The sequence below is a fragment of the Pseudonocardia sp. ZF1 genome (assembly GCF_056835605.1).
Map to the genome: position 1 here is coordinate 421,596 of NZ_JAJNBY010000002.1, position 20,434 is coordinate 442,029.

19 protein-coding genes are annotated in these 20,434 nt (G+C 72.1%); 5 read left to right on the forward strand and 14 right to left on the reverse strand.

The window, feature by feature from the left end; genetic code table 11:
* Window positions 1–213: 213 nt before the first annotated feature.
* The 4 genes from ZF1_RS29165 to ZF1_RS29180 form a co-directional block, all read right to left on the reverse strand.
* Entirely contained in the window at window positions 214–747 is a 534-nt protein-coding gene (locus tag ZF1_RS29165) for a putative immunity protein (protein WP_253067561.1), read from the reverse strand.
* Between the two features lie 100 nt (window positions 748–847).
* Window positions 848–2,449 carry a hypothetical protein gene (locus ZF1_RS29170; RefSeq protein WP_253067556.1) on the reverse strand — a complete coding sequence of 534 codons (1,602 nt, stop codon included), beginning with the start codon at window positions 2,447–2,449 and terminating at the stop codon, window positions 848–850.
* Window positions 2,446–3,372 carry an ABC transporter ATP-binding protein gene (locus ZF1_RS29175; RefSeq protein WP_253067555.1) on the reverse strand — a complete coding sequence of 309 codons (927 nt, stop codon included), beginning with the start codon at window positions 3,370–3,372 and terminating at the stop codon, window positions 2,446–2,448. The genes ZF1_RS29170 and ZF1_RS29175 overlap by 4 nt, the downstream gene beginning before the upstream one ends.
* Window positions 3,365–4,087 (reverse strand): TetR/AcrR family transcriptional regulator, encoded by a 723-nt coding sequence (locus ZF1_RS29180; protein WP_253067560.1) that lies wholly within the window; start codon window positions 4,085–4,087, stop codon window positions 3,365–3,367. Before ZF1_RS29180 ends, ZF1_RS29175 begins: the two co-directional genes overlap by 8 nt.
* Window positions 4,088–4,416: 329 nt before the next feature.
* On the opposite strand from ZF1_RS29180, the gene add reads away from it, so the two are divergent.
* A complete protein-coding gene (add, locus tag ZF1_RS29185) occupies window positions 4,417–5,433 on the forward strand; it encodes an adenosine deaminase (RefSeq protein WP_253067554.1) in 1,017 nt (338 codons plus the stop codon).
* A 257-nt stretch (window positions 5,434–5,690) separates the two neighbouring features.
* Here the strand turns inward: add and ZF1_RS29190 are convergent, their stop codons facing one another.
* The gene (locus tag ZF1_RS29190; protein WP_253067553.1) at window positions 5,691–6,218 is read right to left on the reverse strand and encodes a hypothetical protein; all 528 of its coding nucleotides are present in this window, start codon (window positions 6,216–6,218) and stop codon (window positions 5,691–5,693) included.
* A gap of 309 nt (window positions 6,219–6,527) precedes the next feature.
* On the opposite strand from ZF1_RS29190, the gene ZF1_RS29195 reads away from it, so the two are divergent.
* Window positions 6,528–6,776 (forward strand): hypothetical protein, encoded by a 249-nt coding sequence (locus ZF1_RS29195; protein WP_253067552.1) that lies wholly within the window; start codon window positions 6,528–6,530, stop codon window positions 6,774–6,776.
* An 8-nt stretch (window positions 6,777–6,784) separates the two neighbouring features.
* Here ZF1_RS29195 and ZF1_RS29200 read toward each other — a convergent pair whose 3' ends face one another.
* Entirely contained in the window at window positions 6,785–9,838 is a 3,054-nt protein-coding gene (locus ZF1_RS29200; protein WP_482638910.1) for a Tn3 family transposase, read from the reverse strand.
* Between the two features lie 138 nt (window positions 9,839–9,976).
* Between ZF1_RS29200 and ZF1_RS29205 the strand changes: the two genes are divergently transcribed.
* From ZF1_RS29205 to ZF1_RS29215, 3 genes are all read left to right on the forward strand, one after another.
* Window positions 9,977–10,297, forward strand: coding sequence for a hypothetical protein (locus tag ZF1_RS29205; RefSeq protein WP_179763218.1), 321 nt, complete (start codon window positions 9,977–9,979; stop codon window positions 10,295–10,297).
* 425 nt (window positions 10,298–10,722) lie between these two features.
* A complete protein-coding gene (locus ZF1_RS29210; RefSeq protein ID WP_246354004.1) occupies window positions 10,723–11,730 on the forward strand; it encodes a bifunctional DNA primase/polymerase in 1,008 nt (335 codons plus the stop codon).
* Window positions 11,731–11,809: 79 nt separating this feature from the next.
* Window positions 11,810–12,469, forward strand: a complete 660-nt coding sequence (locus tag ZF1_RS29215) for a hypothetical protein (RefSeq protein ID WP_179763216.1) — start codon at window positions 11,810–11,812, stop codon at window positions 12,467–12,469.
* Between the two features lie 297 nt (window positions 12,470–12,766).
* Here ZF1_RS29215 and ZF1_RS29220 read toward each other — a convergent pair whose 3' ends face one another.
* Genes ZF1_RS29220 through ZF1_RS29255 form a run of 8 tightly spaced genes read right to left on the reverse strand, consistent with a single transcriptional unit; the run spans window position 12,767 to window position 20,431 of the window.
* The gene (locus ZF1_RS29220; protein ID WP_179763215.1) at window positions 12,767–13,645 is read right to left on the reverse strand and encodes a class I SAM-dependent methyltransferase; all 879 of its coding nucleotides are present in this window, start codon (window positions 13,643–13,645) and stop codon (window positions 12,767–12,769) included.
* Window positions 13,642–14,943: a glycosyltransferase gene (locus ZF1_RS29225; protein ID WP_179763214.1), complete on the reverse strand. Its 1,302-nt coding sequence runs from the start codon at window positions 14,941–14,943 to the stop codon at window positions 13,642–13,644. Before ZF1_RS29225 ends, ZF1_RS29220 begins: the two co-directional genes overlap by 4 nt.
* The gene (locus ZF1_RS29230; protein WP_253067550.1) at window positions 14,940–15,404 is read right to left on the reverse strand and encodes a nitroreductase/quinone reductase family protein; all 465 of its coding nucleotides are present in this window, start codon (window positions 15,402–15,404) and stop codon (window positions 14,940–14,942) included. Before ZF1_RS29230 ends, ZF1_RS29225 begins: the two co-directional genes overlap by 4 nt.
* Complete coding sequence (locus ZF1_RS29235) at window positions 15,401–16,957, reverse strand: FAD-dependent monooxygenase (RefSeq protein WP_253067549.1); 1,557 nt, start codon at window positions 16,955–16,957, stop codon at window positions 15,401–15,403. Before ZF1_RS29235 ends, ZF1_RS29230 begins: the two co-directional genes overlap by 4 nt.
* On the reverse strand, window positions 16,954–17,649 hold the full coding sequence (locus ZF1_RS29240; protein ID WP_179763212.1) for an enoyl-CoA hydratase-related protein: 696 nt from the start codon (window positions 17,647–17,649) through the stop codon (window positions 16,954–16,956). Before ZF1_RS29240 ends, ZF1_RS29235 begins: the two co-directional genes overlap by 4 nt.
* A gap of 3 nt (window positions 17,650–17,652) precedes the next feature.
* On the reverse strand, window positions 17,653–18,519 hold the full coding sequence (locus tag ZF1_RS29245) for an alpha/beta fold hydrolase (protein WP_482638911.1): 867 nt from the start codon (window positions 18,517–18,519) through the stop codon (window positions 17,653–17,655).
* Window positions 18,516–18,998, reverse strand: coding sequence for a cupin domain-containing protein (locus ZF1_RS29250; RefSeq protein ID WP_482638912.1), 483 nt, complete (start codon window positions 18,996–18,998; stop codon window positions 18,516–18,518). The genes ZF1_RS29245 and ZF1_RS29250 overlap by 4 nt, the downstream gene beginning before the upstream one ends.
* Window positions 18,995–20,431 (reverse strand): FAD-dependent monooxygenase, encoded by a 1,437-nt coding sequence (locus tag ZF1_RS29255; RefSeq protein ID WP_253067546.1) that lies wholly within the window; start codon window positions 20,429–20,431, stop codon window positions 18,995–18,997. The genes ZF1_RS29250 and ZF1_RS29255 overlap by 4 nt, the downstream gene beginning before the upstream one ends.
* Window positions 20,432–20,434: the final 3 nt, after the last annotated feature.

Consider the following 20,434-nt stretch of genomic DNA (forward strand, 5'->3'; position numbering starts at 1 on the left):
CACAGGCCACCTGAAGACGATCGACAGGGGCGCAGCGCCACCACTCACCGGGCACGAAGCCAACGAGGGTCCTGCCCCGCGGCGCCCGGCACCGGCCCCGATGCCCGAGCCGAGTCCGCTGCCCTGCGTTGACCTCGAACGACGGCGCCCAGACACCCGCTACGGCATCAGGTACTCGACCGGCCGTGCGAGAAGACCCCCTGAGCCGATCGGCTACCGGGTCGCTCGCAGCGCCGTGTCCAACATGGACATCAACTCCGCGACGCGGCCCCTTGCGGCCGGGGCGAGTGGATAGCGGGAGAGCACATCGATCAGGATCGGCGTGGCCCGGTACCGGGCTTCTCCGACGGCCCGTGCACCCGCGTCCGGGTCGTCAACTGCTTGCAGTTCACTGATGCGGGCTGCACTCGCGGCCGCACGCAGGATGTGCCCCACCTGGTGCGCCTTCGCGATCGGATGAAGGTACGCCGCAGATGCAGCGTCCCCGGCGGATCGCGCGGCAAGTTTCGCAGCCTCCGTCGCTGCTTGTCTCGCCGCGCGATGTGCGTCCAGGGACGTGACGCGCTGCAACCGGGTTCGTCTCGCACCACTCACGAAGGTCCAAGCGGCTTCGATAGCGGCGCGTGGACGGTGATCGCCAGGGTGCACGTCCTCGAACAGCGGCAGCACCGGCTCGGCGCTCTCCACAACGTATCGAGCGACAACACGCAGCTCGTCCATAGTCAACTGGAAGTCGCCGGGCACCATCTCCACCGCGCGATGATCACATCGTAACGCTCGCCGAGCCAACCAGCCACGAAATGATCTGGACCCGTGCCCGGTGAGGGATCCGCTTGCGCTGTGCCAGTCAGCCCAGGTCGCGGCGCTGGACACGGTGGGCGCCCAGCGCGATGAGCCCCACGCCGATCAGGCTCATGGCTACGAGCGTGCCGGGGCCGTAGTCAACTGCGGGGTGGGTGTAGGAGAACGGGTCGTACAGCGGGCGGGGTAGTACCTCCAGCTCCCACAGACCGAGATCGATGACGGCGGCAGCGAGGGCGCCCCAGGCCACGGCGACGGCGATGCGTGGGAGGTAGCCGACCAGCACGACGACACCGCCAGCGACGATCCAGTTCACCGGGACCTGGGCCATCGCGGCGCCCATCTGGGCACCGAACCGGTCGGTGCGTGCGCTGCCGGCGGTGAACCCGGCAGCGGCGGCGAGTCCCGCGACCGACAGCAACACCACCGGCGCGATGAGCGCGATGAGTAGCGGCCCCGCGATCCAGCTCCCCCGCGACGTCGGTGTCGCCAGCAGCAGCTCGGCCTGGCGGCCGGTTTCGTCGCGACGCAGTGTCAGTACGGTCGCTACCACGTAGCAGGCCACGCCGAGCCCGGCGAGGTAGAGGCAGATCGCCACGAACGCCTCACCGAGTGTGGAGCCGGCCAGCGGCGCGAGCCGGCTCGTGATCATCGGGCTGTCGTCGAGCAGTCCGTCGAGGGTGCTCGACGCGTAGCCGATACCGACACATGCGGCGCCCACGGCGACCGTGGTCGCGATCAGGCCAGGCAGCCGCAGCTGCACGAACAGCCCGACCGCCGTGGACAACCGGGGCGCACCTTCGGCCGGGCCCGGCCGTGCGGGGAGCAGCCCCGCGCCGAGGTCCCGCCCGCCCGCGAGACGCACGGCGAGCACGGTCAGCGCAGCGGCGGCGGCAGGGAACAGCGCCAGCACCCACCATTGGTCGCCGGTGAAGGCGCGGGTCAGCCGAACCCACCCGACCGGGGAGGCCCAGGACAACGCGTCGACGCCCGCGACGTCGCCGACAAGACGCACCGCGAACGCTGCGGCCAGCAGCCCGAATCCGATCGTGCGGGCCCCGGTCACGGTCTGCGCGATCTGGGCGGCGACCGCGGCGACCGCGGCGGTGACCAGGCCGAACCCGGCGGCGGACAGCGCCAGCACCGCCGACCCGGCCAGCGGATGGCCGAACAGGGACACCAGCGTCACGACGGTGAGCGCGGCGATCGCCAGATTGGCCACGGCCGTCACCAGCAACGCCGCCGCGAGCCGGACGTGCCGACCCACCGGTGCGGCATCCAACAGCTCGGCGTGACCGTCCTGCTCGGCCGCGCGGGTGTGCCGCAGGACCAGAACCAGCGATCCGATCCCGACCGCGAACACGCTTTGCATCCCGGACCGCATCGCGATCAGGGCCTCGATACTCGTGCCGTAGACGGGCCCGAGCAGGGCCGTGGTGAGCGGGTCGCGCGCGAGTTCGGTCGCGAACGCGACCTGTTCGCCTTCGGTCGGGACCAGAGCGGGCAGGGCAGCCGCGGAGGCCAGCGGGAGGCTCACCGCCAGCGCGATCCAGGCCGCGATCCCGATCCGGTCGCGACGCCCGACGAGCCGGACCATCGACCCCAGCCCTGCCCCGACCTCGCGCCGGGCTGTCACCGCGGCGGTCATGACCGCACCCGGGCAGCGGAGACGCTCGTCTCGCGGGTCCCGCTGGTGCGGTAGTGCCGCAGGAACACCTCCTCCAGAGTCGGGGGCGTCGCGGTCACCGACCGCATCCCCCGCCGGGCGAGTTCGCCGAACACCTCGTCGAGCCGGTCGGGCTCGACCTGAAAGCGGACCCGGGCGCCATCGATCAGCAGATCGTGCACACCGGGAAGCTCCGCGAGCCGGTCGGTGCCGTCGCGGAGCTCGACGGCCACCGTCGTGCGGGTCAGGTGCCGCAGCTCGGCAAGGGTTCCGGTCTCGATCACCCGTCCGGCGCGCACGATCGAGACCCGACCGGCGAGCGCCTCGACCTCGGAGAGGATGTGGCTCGACAGCAGCACCGTCGCCCCGTCCCGGATACGTTCGGCGACCACCTGCTGGAAGGTGGCCTCCATCAACGGGTCCAGGCCCGAGGTCGGCTCGTCGAGGATCAGCAGCTCGGCCGGCACGGCCAGCGCTGCGATCAGCGCGACCTTCTGCCGGTTCCCGGTCGAGTAGGCCCGGGTCCTGACCCGCGGGTTCAACGCGAACCGCTCGACGAGCTCGGCCCGACGGCGCGGGTCGGCGCCGCCGCGAAGCCGGGTGAGCAGGTCGATCACCTCACCACCGGTCAGGCCGGGCCACAGCGCGACATCCCCGGGCACGTAGGCCAGCCGGCGGTGCAGCGCGACCGCGTCGGTCCACGGGTCACCACCGAGCAGCCGTACCCGGCCCGCGTCGGCCCGCAGCAGACCCAACAGGATCCGCAGCGTGGTCGACTTGCCGGCACCGTTGGGCCCGAGGAACCCGTGCACCTCCCCGGCCTGCACCGACAGGTCCAGCCCGTCGAGTGCGCGGGCCGACCCGAACGACTTGACCAGCCCCTCTACCGTGATCGCCTCAGTCATCGCCGGCCTCCCGCCCCGCCGTGTCCCGTGCGGTGCCCGAGGCGCCCGTCGCCGGGGATCTGTCCTCTCTGAGCCGATCGACCGCCGAGACCACTCCTTGCCCCATGTCGGAGGACATGAAGCTGCCGACCGCGGCGTAGACCTCGAACATGGCTGCGCCGACACGGGGACCGTGCGCAGGCGTCAGGGGGTCCACGCCGGTCCGCCGGGCCACGTGCCCGGCCAGTACCACGGTCCCTAGGTGCATCGCGGTCATGACCGCTGCGGCCAGCGCCGCGTCCCGGTCCGGACCGCCTACCCCCGCCGTCGGGTTCTGCTCGCGCAGCCACTGCTCGGCCAGCTCCGCGCTGCGATCGAACAGGGCCGCCGCTGGGCCCGAGTCCTCGACCATCGCGCGCGCGATGTAGCGCACACAGTCCTCGCCCGCCCCGTACAGGCCGGCCAGGAAGTCCGGCTCGGAGATCTCCCCGGACGCGAGCCCCTCCTGGGTCGGCCGCAACAACGTGGCGGCCACGTGCTCATCGCACGCCCGCCGTAGCCCCTCCTTCGAGCCGTAATGGTGCTGCACCAGCCCCACCGACACCCCCGCGGCGGCCGCCACCTGCTTCATCGTCGCCGCCCGGTACCCGCGCATCGCGAACTCCCTCAGCGCGGCGTCCCGGATGCGGGCCCGGCCCGTCAGATCCTCCGCCGGTCGATCTCGCTCCACTCCCATACTCACGTACCGCAGGCTATATCAAGCTGCCAGTAAACGATACGACAGTATTGCGAGCGCGTACGGCCTGCCCAGGTCGCAGAAGCCCGTACGTCCGTGCTGGGCGCCCCAATCAAGGATCGACTACCGGGACGGGCGATGGGCCACCGCCCAGAGCCACAACACGAAAGATCAACATCAAGCTGCTTGACGTCCACCGACATGTGATGTGAAGTTCGTCGTCATGGACGTGCGTCTGCCGCTGTACGGTGAGGACCACGACCGCAGCGACTTCTCCTAGGTGCAGCCGGCCCAACCCGGACCCGCCCGCACCACTCCCAGGAGAACCCTTGACCGACATCACCACGTTCCTGCGCGCCCTGCCCAAGGTCGAATTGCACGTCCACCTCGTCGGATCGGCGTCCGTGTCGACCGTGGCCGCGCTCGCCCGGCGCCACGGCCCCGGCGCGGTCCCCCAGGACCCCGCCGCCCTCGCCGACTTCTACACCTTCCGCGACTTCGCCCACTTCATCGATATCTACCAGCAGGTCAACGCACTGGTCCGTACCTCGGCCGACGTCGTCGACCTCGTCGTCGGGCTGGCCTACGACCTCGCCGCAGGTGCCGTGCGTTACGCCGAGGTCACGGTGACGCCGATGAGTCACCTGCACGCCGGGATCGACCCGGGCGCGCTCGGTGACGCGCTGACCACCGGGCGCGAGCGAGCCCGCACCGAGCACGACGTCGAGCTCGGCTGGGTCTTCGACTGCGCCGGCGAGCTGGGCGTCGACAACGCCTGGGACACCCTCGCCTGGGTCCTGCGACACCGACCGGACGGCACCGTCGGCTTCGGGCTGGGCGGGCCCGAGATCGGCGTCGGGCGCGCACAGTTCACCGGCCCGTTCACCGCGGCCCGCGAGGCGGGCCTGCACAGCCTCCCGCACGCGGGAGAGACCACGGGACCGGCGACGATCTGGTCGGCGCTGCACGACCTGGGCGCCGAGCGAATCGGGCACGGGATTCACGCCGTCACCGATCCCCGGCTGCTCGACTACCTCACTAAGCACCGGATCGCGCTGGAGGTGTGCCCGACGTCGAACCTGCGCACCGGCGCCGTGCCGTCGATGCAGGCGCACCCGCTGGCCCGGCTCGTGCAGTGGGGCGTGCCGGTCACGCTCAACACCGACGACCCCGGCATGTTCGGCTGCGACCTTGTCGGCGAGTACCTCGTGGCGCACGAGCAGTTCGGGCTGACCCCAGCCGAGCTGGTGCTGCTCGCCCGCAACGCGGTAGAGGCCGCGTTCTGCTCAGCGGAGCTCAGGACAGAGCTGCACGCCGACATTACGACGGTGCCGCTACCCGGCTGAGTCGTCACCGTTCTCACCGCCGGTGCGGCCGCACGCCGATCCCGCCGCCGAGCGACGGGTGAAGGTGGCGTCCCGCACAGCGATCGGCTTGCGGGACAGCTATGGCACTGCTGCAACGATGCGGGCGCGCATCACCCGCCTTCTCGCGCGCACTGGCGGCGATCTCGGGTATGCGGGAAGCGCCGCTGCGATCTGGACCCCGCACATGACGACAGCCAGCCCTCGGGCAAGGGTCCGGCCGTCGTCATAGCGGCCTGTCAGTCCTGGGTCTGCATGAGCGAAATTCGGAACAGTGGCACCAGCTGCTCCTCGACCTTGAAGGCCTTCGCGCGCTGCCGGCCCTTGATGGATGGGTCGTAGACGGTCGTGACCGGCAAAGTCAGCCCCTCGGCGCCGGGGGTGGCGGCGGCCCACCGCTTGAATCGCTTGGCCGTGCCACCAGTGAACCCGCTCAGCGCGAACTTCCCGGCTGGCCGCCCGGCGGCGATCCGCATCTGCTCGGCGGTCGCGACGCCGCCGGCGCGGACCGGCAGCTCATGCAGGATGCGACCGTTCTGCGTCCACGCGTCGAGCTCGTCGACCCATGAGCGGGCCAGGTCGAGGGTCCACCCGGTTGAGACGGCAAGCGATTCGGCCTTCGCGACGGCCGTCGGGCTGTCGTCGACCTCCTCGAGCTCGTCCTCGAGCACTTCGCCGCCCTCAGCGCCCGGCGTCGCGGTGACGGTGAAACTGCCCGGCGCGAGAGCGCGGATGAAGTCCGCAGCCTCGTTGCCGTCGATGGTCACGGTCCCCTCGAACCGGATCTTAAGCGGACTATCCATGAGAGTCGCACCAACTTCCCACTGTAGGCCAGTGGGACTTCCACTGACAGTGAGAATCACGTTAGACCCGAGACGGCCTCTGTGCAAAGAGACACCAAGGTTACACATGACAGTGATACTTTTTGTTACCTTCTGCCGTGCGTTGACTGGGCTCTCAGCTGCAGCGCCGCTCGGAGGTCTGTCGGTCTGCTGTAGCGCCGGCGCCTCATGGGATGCGCCGCGAGGGCGGACAGCTGCGGAGGCTTCGATGTGGTGCACAGCACAATCAGCAGCATGGGCGACGAGGATGCGGACCAGCCGGAGCCGCCATCGACGAAGACGATCACGGCGCTGCTGCGCGAAGCGCGTTCGCTGTCGCGGCGCGCCGACAAGCTCAACGGCGCCGCCGCGGCGGTGGACGACCCCACGACCCAGCAGCTCGCCGCGGAGGCCTGCACCAGCGTGGAGCAGCTGGTGCACCACCTCATGCTGCTGGAACGACAGGCACAACGCGGCCAGAGGTCGGCAGTTCGGCGCCGGTAGAACGGCGGTCAGCGGTCCTCGTCGTTGCTGTCGGGGTCGCGCAGCGCCCGCCGGGTTCCGGCCACGTCGGGGAGGTGGAACGAGTAGTGCCCGTGCACGTTGAGGTGCCGGCGCATGTAGGCCGAGAGCCGCACAACGTCCTCATCACGCACCGGGTATCCCTCGTCGCGCAGCTGGGTGAGGGCGGCGTCGAGGTAGACGGTGTTCCACAGCGTGATGCAGTTCAGGACCAGCCCCAGCGCGCCGAGCTGGTCCTCCATGCCCTCGTGGTAGGCGCGACGGAGATCGCCGCGGCGGCCGTGGAAGACGTGCCGGGCCAGGTCGTGGCGGCCTTCCTGCAGGTTGCGCATGCCCTTGATCTGCGCCCGGTACGGGGCTTGATCGACATACGACAGCACGTGCAGGGTCTTGAAGATCCGCCCGTAGTGCGCCAGCGCCTCGCCGAGCTGGGTCGGGTTGCCGCCGTGGGCGAGCATCCGCAGCACGTCGTGCGCGCTGACCGCGCCGGTGTGGATGGACCCGGCCAGGCGCAGCAGGTCGGGCCAGTGCGCCCGGATCCGCCCGAGGTCGATCTTCCCGCGGGCGGCGGTGTTCAGCGGTCCATAATCGGCGCCCGGGTTGATCCGCCACAGCTTCGCATCCGGCAGGTCGGCCAGCTGCGGGCGGTAGTCGAACCCGAGCAGCCGCATCAGCCCGCACACCATGTCGCTGTACGAGCCGGTGTCGCTGATGATGACCTCCGGGCGCCGCCCGCCGTCCTGCCGGTAGATCAGGTCGATCACGTGCAGCGAGTCACGCGGGGTGCCCGACACGACCAGCCCGGCCAGCCCGACGGCCTGGTCGTTGACCAGATTGAGCAGCGTCACCCCGCGCCTGCGCCCGAAGTAGCGCGGGTTGGGACGGGCGTCGATGCTGCGCACCGGCACCACGAACCGGACACCGTCCACCGCCGCGAGCAGCCCACCACCCCACGCCTGGGCCAGCGGAATGTCGGCCTGAGCGGTGATGAGCGGGGCGTTCGCTGCGGCGTAGGTCTCCGCGCGCAGGTAGTTCTGGTCGACGTGGCTGATCCGGTGCCGGGTCAGCGCCGCCACTCCGGGGCTGAGGACCGGCGTGAACCCGACGTTGAGCGCGTGCGCGGTCAGCGCGGCCGCCACGCTCACCGACAGGTCGTCCAGGCGGGCCTGGCCGCCCGAGGCCGGAGTGAACGCCGCCGCGAACTCCGGGTGCCAGGACATCACCTCCAGCACCACCTCGCCGATGTCGACCCGCGGGAGCATCGCCTCGCAGCGGCGCCGCAGGTCGGTCAGGCTCGGCGGATCGGAGACGGCGTCGATCTTCCCGGCGTGCAACCGGCCTTGCTCGTCGATGGAGACCTCGGTGTTGGCGATCAGGCGCCCCGCGACGTGGCGCAGCGCGGCGTCGAGGTCGCTCGCGTGCTCGGCCAGCAGCGGGTCGGAATCGTGCGGGAGCTGCAGGGCGTTGAGCACCGGGCCGCGGGCGGCCTCCCACGCCGGGCCGTCCAGCAGCTGCGCGCGCGGGTCGGCCCAGCGACCGGAGGCAAGCGCGAAGATGTCGCGGCGGCGCAGCCGATGGTGAAATAGCTCTAGTACGCAGAATACGTAGCCGGCCCGGTTCACCGTGGTCTCCGGTCGCCCGGGGGTGAACACCACCCGCGCCCAGCCTGGCGGGACCAGGTCCACCGCGACCTTGCGGGCGTCGAGGTACCCCGCCGGTACCCGCGCCGTCGGGCGGGCATCGAGCAGGTCCGGCAGGGCGCGCAGCGCGTCGAGGACGGGGGTGGCCTCGGCGGTGGCGTCGAACCGAATGGCCGTGCACAGCATCGGCAGGAACGGGCGCACCACCGCATAGCGGTCGGCCAGGGTCGCCCGCCACTGCGTGTCGGGATCTGTGCCCGGGGCCGGTACGACGTCGGTGATGTTCGCGACCGCGGTGCGCAGCTCGGCCCGGGAGACCACGTTCTCGATCGCGTCCCAGACCAGCTCCAGCGTGATCTCCGGGCCCCATGTCGTGGCCTCGAGTAGTACCCCGACCGCGGCGGCCAACTTCCCGGCGTCGCGGCTGACCCGCGGATACCGCCGGGCCTGCTCGTCACGGGTCTGGCGTTGCGCACGGGCCAGCAGCTCGGTGGTCATCAGCACGTCGAACAGCTCCACCGCGTCGTCGGTGGCCCTGGCCTGCAGCCCCACGACCGTGGCCAGCAGCGTCGCCAGCCGGCGGGCGTAGGGGTGGCGGCGCAACGCCGGCGCCTTGCCCGCCATGCCGTAGCGGGCCAGCTCGATCACCCGCCGCCGTGGGACCGCCCCCAGCTCGATCTGGCCGACGCCGATCGCGGACAGCTCGCTGACCCGATCCAACGCCGCTGCCATCGCGCGGCCCGACGCCCGGGTCGGACCGCGCCGCAGCCGTTCCAGGTCCGAGGTTCGTGCCCCGTCGGGGATCTCCAACAGCAGATCCAACGCAGCGGCCTGCGACGCGGTCAGCGGGGCGGCCAGGGTGTCCCACAGCCGCGCCATCGCCGCGTCCCGGACCCGGGCCACCAGCCGCGCCAGGGTGGACACCCCGGGCAGCAGCACCCGGTGCTCCCGAAGCCACGCCACCGCGCCGTCGAACAGCGCCTTCGGGCCATCCCCGGTGGTCCACGCCCGGTCATCCACCCACCGCGCAAGCTCCTCGGCCGCCGCGGTGAACTCGACGAACCCGTACGCCTCGCGGATCTGCGCTGCGTGCTCGAGCCGGGTCATCTCCCGGACCCGGTAGTCCTTCACACACGACGGATCGGCGATGTCGAGCTGCTCGGCTAGGTAGTCCACGACCTCGGTCGGGACATCGGTCGGATCGGCCAGGAACCGGCCGATGAACAGCAACGTCGTGAGCTGCACCGCGAACCCCAGCCGGGTGTGCGGCAGCCGCTTCGCCTCGACCAGAGCGCGGGCCTTGTCATCGAGCAGGAAGCAGCGGTCCAGCTCCGCCGTCGACGGCGGTCTCGCGTAGCAGCCGTACGTCGCGGCCTGCGCGTCGGTGAGGAACTCGACAGGCACGGGACCCCCAGTGCGTCACGGACCCGAACATCGAGCCCAGACCGTTCCCCAACGGCGGGCGACGCTACCGCGCGTTCGACGCGCAGCCGCTACCGATGGATCCCGTTCCGTTGTTCCTCACGGGCCGATCTCGGCCTGATGTCCGACGGCTCGTTCCGCGCCCTCGACGTCGCTCAGGCCGAACAGAACCTTCTGCACGCGCGCGACGACCTGGAGGTCGCCCGCCAGGCCCGCGACCACGAGCACAGCCTGGTCAACCTGAACGCGGTCTGCCACGCGAACATCGTGGTGCACCACGCCGAACAAGGCCTGTCCGAAGCCGAGGCCACCGAGCAGCAGCGCGAGGCCGCCGGTGAGCCCGAACCACAGCCTGTTGCGGGGCGTGGCCCGACCGACGAGGAGCTGGCCGAGCGCTCCTTCTGGATCCAGCAGCACGCGGAGACAGAACTGGATCTGTAATCCCAGCCGCTCGGCGCGGCCCCGGGTGTCGTACCGGGACCGCGCCGAGCACACGCCCAAGACCCCACAGACCGGTGGAGCGGCTGCGCCGCACGGTGGACCTGGAGGGATCGGGCCGATCCTGCGGGCGCGTTCCTCACGCTTCAAGGGCGCTGACGCGTCGCTCGCGCGACAGCCCTGGCGGGCTGCCCTGGACCCGTGAGCCTCTACGCGCCCTCGGGGCGAGGCCCCCGAGGGGCAGGCGCACAGCCTGCCCCGGTTGGCCGGCCCGGATCCCCGCCCGGCCAGGCACAGGGTCGGTAGAGCACAGGAGGAACACCCTCATGACCGTCACGACCAGCACCAACAGCCCCCGATCCGACGCGGCGCGGTGCGATGCTGTGCACGACAGCGGAACCCGACCCGGGCGGGAGGAGGCGGCGTGCATGGCGCGACGTGTCCGCCCGCGCCTCGACCGTGAGGTGCTGCGGCTGCGACAGGTCGCGCTCGACGCCGCAGCCGCCGGCCTGTTCGTGTTCCCGGTCAAGGCCGGATCGAAGATTCCCGCCTTCCACGGCGAGACCCGGTGCCGCGGGCGCGGGCCCTGCGCTGAGGGGCACCAGGGATGGGAGCAGCGCGCCACGCGCGATCCGGCTCAGATCCGGCGCTGGTGGTCGAACTCCACCCGGTGGAACGTCGGGATCGCCTGCGGGCCGTCGGGGCTGGTGGTGATCGACCTCGACACCCGCACCGAACCCCTGCCCGACTGGGACGGAGCCACCACCGGCCGGGAAGTCCTCGACCAGCTCGCCGCCCAGCACGGCGAGACCTTGCCCGACACCTACTCCGTGCGAACGCCGACCGACGGAGAGCACGCCTACTACCGGATGCCAGACGGGCTGGAGCTGCGCAACACCCAGGGAGGGCATGGGCACAGCCTCGGCCCGCTCGTAGATACACGGGCGATCGGCGGGTTCGTCGTCGGTGCCGGGAGCATCCGCCCCGAGGGCGCCTACCTGGTCGCCGAGCACGGCCAGATCGCAGAACTCCCGACGTGGCTGGCCACCCTGCTCACCCCGCCGCCGGCGCCGCGCCCGCAGGGACCGCCGACGAAGGGGCTGTCGACCACGCGGGCGAACGCCTACATCGCCGCGATCCAGGCCGACGAACTGGACAAGGTCGAACACGCCGCGGAAGGCCGGCGGCAGGTCACCCTGCTCAATGCCGCCCGGGTCTTCGGCCAGCTCGTCGGTGGCGGGGAGCTCGACGCCGACAACGCCTACGCGGTCCTGCTCGACGCCGCTGCGGCGCACATCGGCGTCGCAGGGTTCACCCGCGCCGAGGCAGAACGGACGGTCACGCGGGGGATGACCTTCGGGATCCGCGCCCCGCGCACCATCGCCCGCGGTCGCGCCACCGACTCCGCCACCGACTCCGCCACCGATGATCAGTAGCTCCGACGACCAGAACAGACCGCGACGCCGACCCTGCCCGGCCTGGGACGCCCGGCTGACGAACTACTGGAGGAACGCCATGTCCAGCACCGAGGAAGCCTACGATCGGCAGCTCGGAACGACTCCGGCCCGTGCTGATGAGTACGACCGCCGCATGGTCGAACTCGGGATGGCCGAATCAGACCAGCACCGGCCGGGCCTGGACCGGTTCTATGGGTACGGGGCGCGTCACGTCTACACCGAGAACGCGGTCCGCTACCTGGGAGAGATGCCCGACGGCTCCTTCGAGACCCCTCACGTCGCCCACGAAGCGTGGGCCGTCGACGAAGCAAGAAAGGATCTGAGGATCGCGACCGGGGAACTTGAACAGGAGCAGGCGGCGGAGGCCGACGGTTCCCTCGTACGCCACAACCCCGATGACGACTGGTCCAAGGAAAGGGCGGCGATCGACGCCGCCCGCGAAGCACTGGCGGCCGCCGAACAGCGCCTGGCCGCCGCGGAACGCGGGGAGCTCACCCCAGCCACACCCGACCTCGCTGAACCGGACTGGACCACCAAGGTCCACCCGGCCTCTCTGGCTGCCTACCACGCAGCCGTCGGTCACCTCGAGTACGAGCGCGACGGCGGCGCACCCCAGCTCTACGAGGAACTCGTCGAGGACTGGGAGGCGCAGCTCAATCGCGAGATCGCCGAGCACGACGGCATCGAACTGGAAGAAGAACCCGGCCTGGAGCCATGAGCGGCCGCAGCACCGAGCCGATCGGGTAAGGAGTGCCCGGATGACCTACGGACGAGGCGCACGACCGTCGGCCTCCCGCCACCGACGCCGCCGGCCAGCGCAGAAGCGCGTGGTCTCGCGCACGCGGGTGCGCCTCGCCGGGCGCGAGGACATGTTGTGGCAGCTACGCCGCGCGGCTGTCGTCGCCGGGGGCCAGGTGCCCCTCGTCCTGGCGGCTGGCGGGCGGGCTGCTTGCGATGCAGTCGGTCTCGGCGTTCCGGCTCGGCCGGGACCGGGTCGGTGGGTGAGCATGCCTGATCACCTCTCTCCGCCGCCGTTCCCGCGCGGGAAGCGGTACCGGAGCACCACGGTCGCGACCAGGCGGGACACCGGGCTGATCCGGCCCGCGACGCGGTGTACCAACCGAGTGACTGGGGGCAGGTCGGCGACCTCGGGTGCCCGCGCGATGGCGATCTCCTCGACCAGCCGCAGGCCGACGCCCCACCGTTCGGGCTCGTACGGGTTGAAGAAGCCCGGATTGACCGCCGCCTCGACGTCGAGGGAGCCGGCGATGCGCAGATGTTTGATCGCCCACACTGCGAGCGGGGTGTAGCCGTTGAAGGCCAGCTCGCCGCACGGGAAGTGCCGCGTGAGCCGGCCCAGCAGCATCACCAGATCGGTCTGGGAGAGGAACGGGACCAGCCCGTCGGCGACGATCACGGCGGGCCGGTCGGACGGGACCTCGTCGAGCCAGCGGTGATCGGTGCGAAGATCGACTCCGACCGGATGCGCGTTCGCCGGTTGCGGGAGGACCTGTTGCCGGAGCGCGACGACCTCCGGGAAGTCGACGTCGTACCAGTCGACGTCCGATGGTGTCCCGATCCGGTGCATCCGGTTGTCGAGGCCGGCGCCGAGATCGAGCACGACCGCCTCCGGTTGGCGGGCGACGAAGCGGCGCACGATCTCGTCAAGCCTCTTCGCTCGAACGGCCAGTTCGAAGACCTTGTTCCTCGGGTCACGGAGGTCGGTGCTCAGGATGCGAAAGACCGAGGGGTCGTACTCGAGCTCGCTGATGGTCCTGTCGGACGTGACATCGCCGAGGAACGGCCGTGGGAGGCGACTGTCGAGGGCCCTGCCGGCCAGCGTCAGGAACAGGCTCTCCTGTGCCGCCGTGAGGTTCGGGTACTTCGTGGTCATCTCGGTCCCTCCGGGTGGGGCGTCCACCGGTACGGCGGGCCGCCAGGGCACAGGCGCTCGAGTTCGTCGACAAGTGGACTCCGGGTGACCTCCGCGCGGATGCGGTCACCGAGTCGGCGGGCGGCGTCGGTGTAGGAGCGGGAGGCGAGCACCTTCTGGACGGCGCCGGCGATCCTCGCCGGCGATGCCGTCCGTCGGACGGCCAGTCCGGCGCCCCGGGCAGTGACCCGGGCGGCGTTGTCCGGTTGGTCGCGGCCGTGCGGGAGCACGACCATCGGGCGACCTGCCACGAGCGCCTTCATCACGGTGCCGTGCCCGCCGTGGGTGACAACAAGGTCGGCACGGTCGATCACTTGTGTGTGCGGCGCCGAGCGGACGATCTCGATGCGAGCGCGTCCGCGCAGGTCGCGGGGATCGAGGCCCGGGCCGGTGGTGACGAGCCCGCGTACCGGCAGGCGGGCCAGCGCGTCGATGACGTTCTGCACACACCGCTGCTGCGCCTGGTACGTCGAGGAGAGGGCCACGAGGATCAGCGGCCCGGTGCCGGCCGGAATCGGCCAGTCGTCGGCGTGGGCCCATACCGGGTCGTCGAGCATCGGCCCCGCGTAGGACGCGGTGGGCGGCAGCTCCGCGGGGAAGTCGAAGCTCCTGCTCGTGAGCACGTGTTGACGGCGGGCGCGGTGCACCTGGTCCCAGATCACCTGCAGGGGCGCGCTCCCGAGGTCCGTCCGCAGCTCGTTTAGACGGGGAACGGTGAAGTGGCTGAGCATTCGGGTCGTCGCCGCGTTGACCGCGCGATCTCGGAATCGTCCGAGTTCGGTGCGGGCAGGGGGCCATCCGGTGCCCGTCGGTGGCAGCCCCGCAGCCGGGAGTGGGTAGATGTTGGGAACCAGCACGTCGAACGGGACGCTGGCTGCTTCGGCCCCGGCCATCGCCCCGAAGGCCACGAACGAGCAGACGACGAGATCGGGACGCTCCGTGTCGACCGCGGCGAGGAGCCGCCGGGCCTGTCCGCGGGCGGGTCCGGCGATCATGTGGTTGGACATTCCGCGGGCCAGCGTCCAGGGATTGCGGGTCTCCCAGTCGCGGTAGGCCGCGGCCGCGGGGGCGCTCCCGGAGGCTGGGCCCGCCGGCTCCCAGGGGACGAACTCGGCGCCGATGGCCCGGATCTCGTTCTCCATCGACGTCTCGGCGAGCACGCGGACCCGATGTCCCCGATCGACGAGTCGTCGAGCGACACCGACCTCCGGCGGCACGGTGCCACCGCCGTCGGTCAGGGCGAACAGATAGTGGCTCACGTGGCTGTCCGGTCCCGGCCCGCTGCGATCCCGTCCACATCGATGCGGACCGTCAGCAGATCTGTTCCCAGTGCGCGGACGAGGGCGCTGTTGTGGGCTGGGAGTTTCCGCAGTCGGGCTTCGGCGTCGTCGGCGTCGAGCAGGTGCGCGGTAGCGGTATGCCAGCGGCCGTTGAGCTGGATGCGCACCCGAGGGTCGCTGTCGATGTTGCGCACGTAGTGGGAGTGCCGGCCGTGGTTGCTGACGAGCCAGAAGCTGCCATCGATGAGCCGTCCGCCGACCGGCGTGCGCCGCGCCAGGCCCGAGCTGCGGCCGGTCGTCTCCAGGACTGCGTGGCCGGGAATGAAGCCGGCCGTCCGTCGCATCGTCGGATTCGCGACGTAGCGGTGGAACCTGTTGACCCAACGGCGCTTCCGTGCGGCCGCGGTGTCGTCGCGCACGATCGCTTTCCGGGTGGTCATCGGTGTCCACCGCCGGGTGCCGAGGAAGCACCGGACCGGCGTGTTTTGCTCCGGTTCGGCCACAGGTCGGCGAGCCGGCGGGTGAGCCGGTCCGGATCGGTGCCGCGCCACAGCAGGTGGCCGTCCGGGCGGACGAGCAGCGCGTCACCGCCGGTGTGCTGCGGGTCGGTCACCGTACGGACCTGCCCGGGCAGCGCGTCGCGGACCGCGGCAGTGAGCCGTGCGTCGGTGCGGCCGGTCAGCAGCACCCAGTCCGGACCGAGTTCGCGGGTCAGCGTGCTGGGCGTGCCGTCGGAGAGCCGTACCGCCCGGTCGGGGACCCGGTCGCCGGGACGTGGCGCTCGGCCACGGCCGCCCAGCGGTCCTCGCCGGTAGCTCACCCCCAGCTGGGAGGCGGCCCGGGTGGCCTGGCGCTGCACCGCGGGGAGGTTGAGGATCCGGACCAGGACGTGGTCGCGCAGCAACCGGGCCAGCCGGCCCTCGGCCACCAGCGCTCGGGTGTTCGTCGTGGTGCGCTGCAGCACCTCGGTGGCGACCGGGCGCCGTTCGGCGGTGTAGGTGTCGAGCAGCTCCACCCCGGCCTCGCCGCGTACGACGAGCGCGAGCTTCCAGGCGAGGTTCTCGGCATCGCCGATACCGGTGTTCATCCCCTGCCCGCCGAACGGGGAGTGGATGTGCGCGGCGTCGCCGGCGAGCAGGACCCGTCCGCGGCGGTAGTCGTCGGCCAGCCGGCGGTGGATGCGGAACACCGAGGTCCAGACGGCGTCGTGGATGCGCGCCCCGGTGATCTCCGCCCGGACCGGGAGCAGCTTGGTGAACGCCCGGACGATCTCGTCGCCGGGCAGGTGCCGGCCGTCGTCGTCGACGTTGGCCATGAGCCGCCACAGGTTCCCGGTGGCGTCCGGCATCGGCATCGCCATGAGGATCCCGTCGCGGTGGTACCAGCCCGCGGAGTGCTCCCGGCCGGCGAGCCCATCGGCGTGCACGTCGGCGAGCAGGAAGCGCTCCACGACGGGGACGCCGGGGAAGCCGATCCCGGCCAGCTCCCGCACCCGGCTGTGCGCGCCGTCACAGCCGACCAGCCAGGACGCCCGTACCTGCGCGCCGCCGGTGACGCGGACGGTGACGCCGTCGGCGTCCTGGGCGAGGCTCTCGACACCGTGGCCCCACTTGATCTCGACCCCCAGCTCGGTGAGCCGGTCGCGGAGTTGCTGCTCGACCGCGGCTTGGGAGACGAACAGCGCCTGGACGGTCTCGCGCTCGTCGGGGGCAAAGGTCATCGTGGTGAGGTGGCGTCCGCGGACGTGCATGCGGATCCCGATCGGGGCGACGGCCCGGTCCGGGAGGTCGCCGAGGGCGTCGAGGCGGGCGAGGACCTCGGCGCCGCGGGCGTGCAGGATGTTCGCCCGTGACGTGGTGGCCGGGCCGTCGGCGCGGTCGAGCACCCGCACCCGGGCCCCGGCCGCGGCGAGCCCGCAGGCGAGCGCGAGCCCAGTGGGCCCGACACCGGCGACGATCACGTCGGCCGCGGTGTCGCGGAACGAGGGGGTCACGCCGGCACCGCCTCGACGTCGCGCAGTGCGGCCAGCACCGCTGCGTGCAGGGTGGTCTTGATCGTGCCCAGGGCCGGTCCGGCCTTCGCGGCGTGCCGGGCGGCGAGAGCGACGGCGCGGTCGCGCACGGCCCGATGGGCGTCAGCAGTGTCGTCGGCGGTGTCGTCGACGATGCCGGCGGCGCGGGCGTCCCGTCCGCCGTAACGGTGCGCGGTCACCATCGCCTCGTGTGCCCGGGCCGGCCCGAGCCGGGCGGTGATCAGTGCGGACATTCCGGGGCTGAACGGGAGCCCGAGGTCGGCTTCGGGCAGGCACCAGAAGCCGCGGTCGGCGCGCATGACCCGCAGGTCGTGGGCGAGGGTCAGCATGGCGCCGGCGGCGAAGGCGTGTCCGCCGATCGCGGCGACGGTGACCATCGGCAGGGCCAGCAGCCGGGCGAACAGGGCGTGGACCTCGGCGAGATTGTCCGCGGCGCGCTGTCCGGCGGTCCACATCCAGTCGAGGTCGAGGCCGTTGCAGAAGAACTTCCCGGTCGCGGTGGTGACCAGGGCCCGTGGGCCGTCGCCGGTGCTCACCTGGTCGAGCAGGTCGTTCACCGACGCGAGCAGGTCGGGATGGAATCGGTTCTCGGTGTCGCCGAGATCGAGCACGGCGACGGCGCCGTCGGGGCCGTCGTGGGTCAGGGAGGGCATGCGCTACTCCTGGCAGGATGCGGTGAAGTCGAGGACGCGGGCGTTGACGAGGTCGGCGCGCTGTCCGGACAGGGAGTGCCCGACACCGGGGACGACCTCGACCCGGACGTCGGGCAGCAGGGCGCGGGCCCGCTCGGCGGTGCGGAGCGCGTCGTGGGTACGGCTCTCGGCACCGATCAGCAGCAGCGTCGGCGTGGTGAGCCCGCGCAGCTGGTCGTCGGACAGCAGGCCGGGCGGCGGGAGCCTGGTGCGGTGCCCGGCGGCGACAGCGGTGCTGACGTGGCCGGTCGGGGTGTCCAGCGAGCCGCCACCGATGATCCAGCGCAGCGCCCGGCGGCGCAGCCACTCCGGCGCGGCGCGCGAGGCGCCGAGCGCGACCGGCAGGAACGTCACCGGGAACCGGGACACCACCTGGGCGGGTTCGATGAGAGTCAGCGATGCGAGCCGGTCCGGGTCGTGCACGGCGAGGTTCGCCGCCAGCCACGCCCCGTAGGAGACCCCGACCAGGTGCGCAGGCCCGGGCTCGAGGCCGTCGAGGGTGTCGGCCAGCCAGGCGGCCTGATCGTCGGCGGTCCGGATCGGACGGTCCTGGGTGCTCGGTCCGGCGTCGCCGAGGGGTTCGACGGCGAGCACGGTGCGGTGCTGCGACCACACCGGGATGTTGGGCAGCCACAGCGCCGTCGTCGCGCCGTTGCCGGGGACCAGCACCAGTGGGCTCCCGGGTCCGTCGCCGAACCGGTAGACCCGGACCGTGCCGTGGCGGGTCGCGACGTCGTGCTCGGCGTCCGGCTCGGGCAGGTGGCTCAGCGCGGCGTGGTAGGCGCGGTGGAAGCGGTCCCGAGCCGTGTCGGAGACGAACGCGCTGGTCATCGGGGCATCCTTCCCGCAAGCAGGCGCCACAGTGGCCGCTGCAGGACCTCCGGGAGTCCGTGCTGGACGTAGTCGTAGTCGTACTCGACGTTGATCCGGGCCAGCCGGCGCAGCGGCGGGAACCGGCCCGCGGCGGCGAGCGCGCGGAACTGCGGTTCGAGCGGACCGGCCGGGGTCTCGACCATGCGGATCCGGGTCGGCCGGTCGGTGGGGTTGGAGAAGGCGTGCACCGTGCCCGGTGGCACGGTCACCGTCTCTCCCGGGCCGAGCACACGACGGTCCCGGCCGAGGCGGACCCGCAGCTCGCCGTCGAGCACGGTGAACGCCTCGGTTCCCCGGCGGTGCCGGTGCGCGGGCGGGCCGGACAGCCCCGGCGGCAGCACCGCCTCGATCTCAAACGCGGCGCCGCCGGTGTTCGCGCCGTTGCGCAGCACGGTCACCGTCTCACCGCTGGGCAGCCGGATGCGGTCGATGCTCACGAGCGCACCTCCGGTGACAGCGGCGCGGGGCCGGCACCCCAGCGGGCCAGTGCGGTCCCGAGCCCGGCCGGGTCGTCGCCGGCCCAGCCGACGTAGCCGTCCGGGCGGACCAGGCGGTACGGCCCGTCCGCGGTCTCCAGGAGCACCGGTCCGTTCCATAGCGGCCGGCCTCCGGGACCGGTGAGCACGAACCGGCCACCGCGCAGCGCCTCGTACAGCCGGGCTCCGCCCGGACCGGTGAGGTCGGGCATGCGGGTGCCGACCAGCGGGTGGTCACCGGACGAGCGCGGGTAGGCGAAACCGATGCCGGTGAGCAGCCCGCGCACCCGGCGCCCGGCCGGGGGCAGGGCGAGCACCGTGCGGGCGAGGCGGTTGCGTGCGTCGCGGGCGAGTGCGGAGCGCAGCAACGCGGCCCGGATCAGCCCGCCGGAGAGTCGCAGTACAGTCGCGCCCACCGGGCGGCGCTCGGCGTCGTAGGTGTCGAGCAGGGTGTCCCCGGCCCGCCCGCCGAGCACGGCGGCGAGCTTCCAGCCCAGATTGGCGGCGTCCTGCAGGCCGGTGTTCATGCCCTGCCCGCCGGCGGGGGAGTGCACGTGCGCGGCGTCGCCGGCGAGCAGCACCCGACCCGTCCGGTAGGCGGTGACCTGGCGTTCCTCGCTGTGGAAGCGGGAGATCCAGCGGGGATCGTGCATGCCGAAGTCGGTGCCGAACACCCGGCGGGCGACCTCGGCGATCTCGGCGAGCCGCACCGGGGCGTCGTCGGCGAGCTCGGAACCGGACCGGCGGGCGATCACCCGGTACCAGCCGTCGCCGTAGGGGACGACGAAGCAGAAACCGTGCTTGTTGCCGTCGACGGTGAGCACGTCCGGCGGCGGATCGGTCATCCGGACGTCGGCCAGCATCAGCGAGCGCACCACCGACTCGCCGGGGAAGTCGAGACCGAGCTCGGTGCGGACGGTGCTGTGGTGGCCGTCGGCGCCCACGACGTAGCCGGCGTCGAACGAGCCGGAGCTGCCGTCGTCGGCGGTCCAGCCCACGGTGACGGTGTCGCCGTCGTCCCGGACGGTGTCCGCGCGCACCCCGCGGCGGATCGCGGCCCCGGCCGCCTCCGCGCGGGCCAGCAGGGCTCGCTCGACCTGGTACTGCGGGGTGACCAGCAGGAACGGGAACCGGCTGGGCAGCTCGGACAGGTCCACCGAGACCGAGCCGAACAGCCGAAACTCGTCGACCTTGGTGCCGGTGGCGACCAGGTCGTCGGCGAGCCCCCGGGCGTCGAGCTGTTCGAGGGTGCGGGCGTGCACGGCGAACGCCCGGGTCAGCGGCGACTCCTCACGCCGGCGTTCCAGCACGGTGACCTCGACGCCGTCGGCGGCGAGGTCACCGGCGAGCAGCAACGCGGTCGGGCCGGCCCCGACCACGACGACGCCGGTCATCGG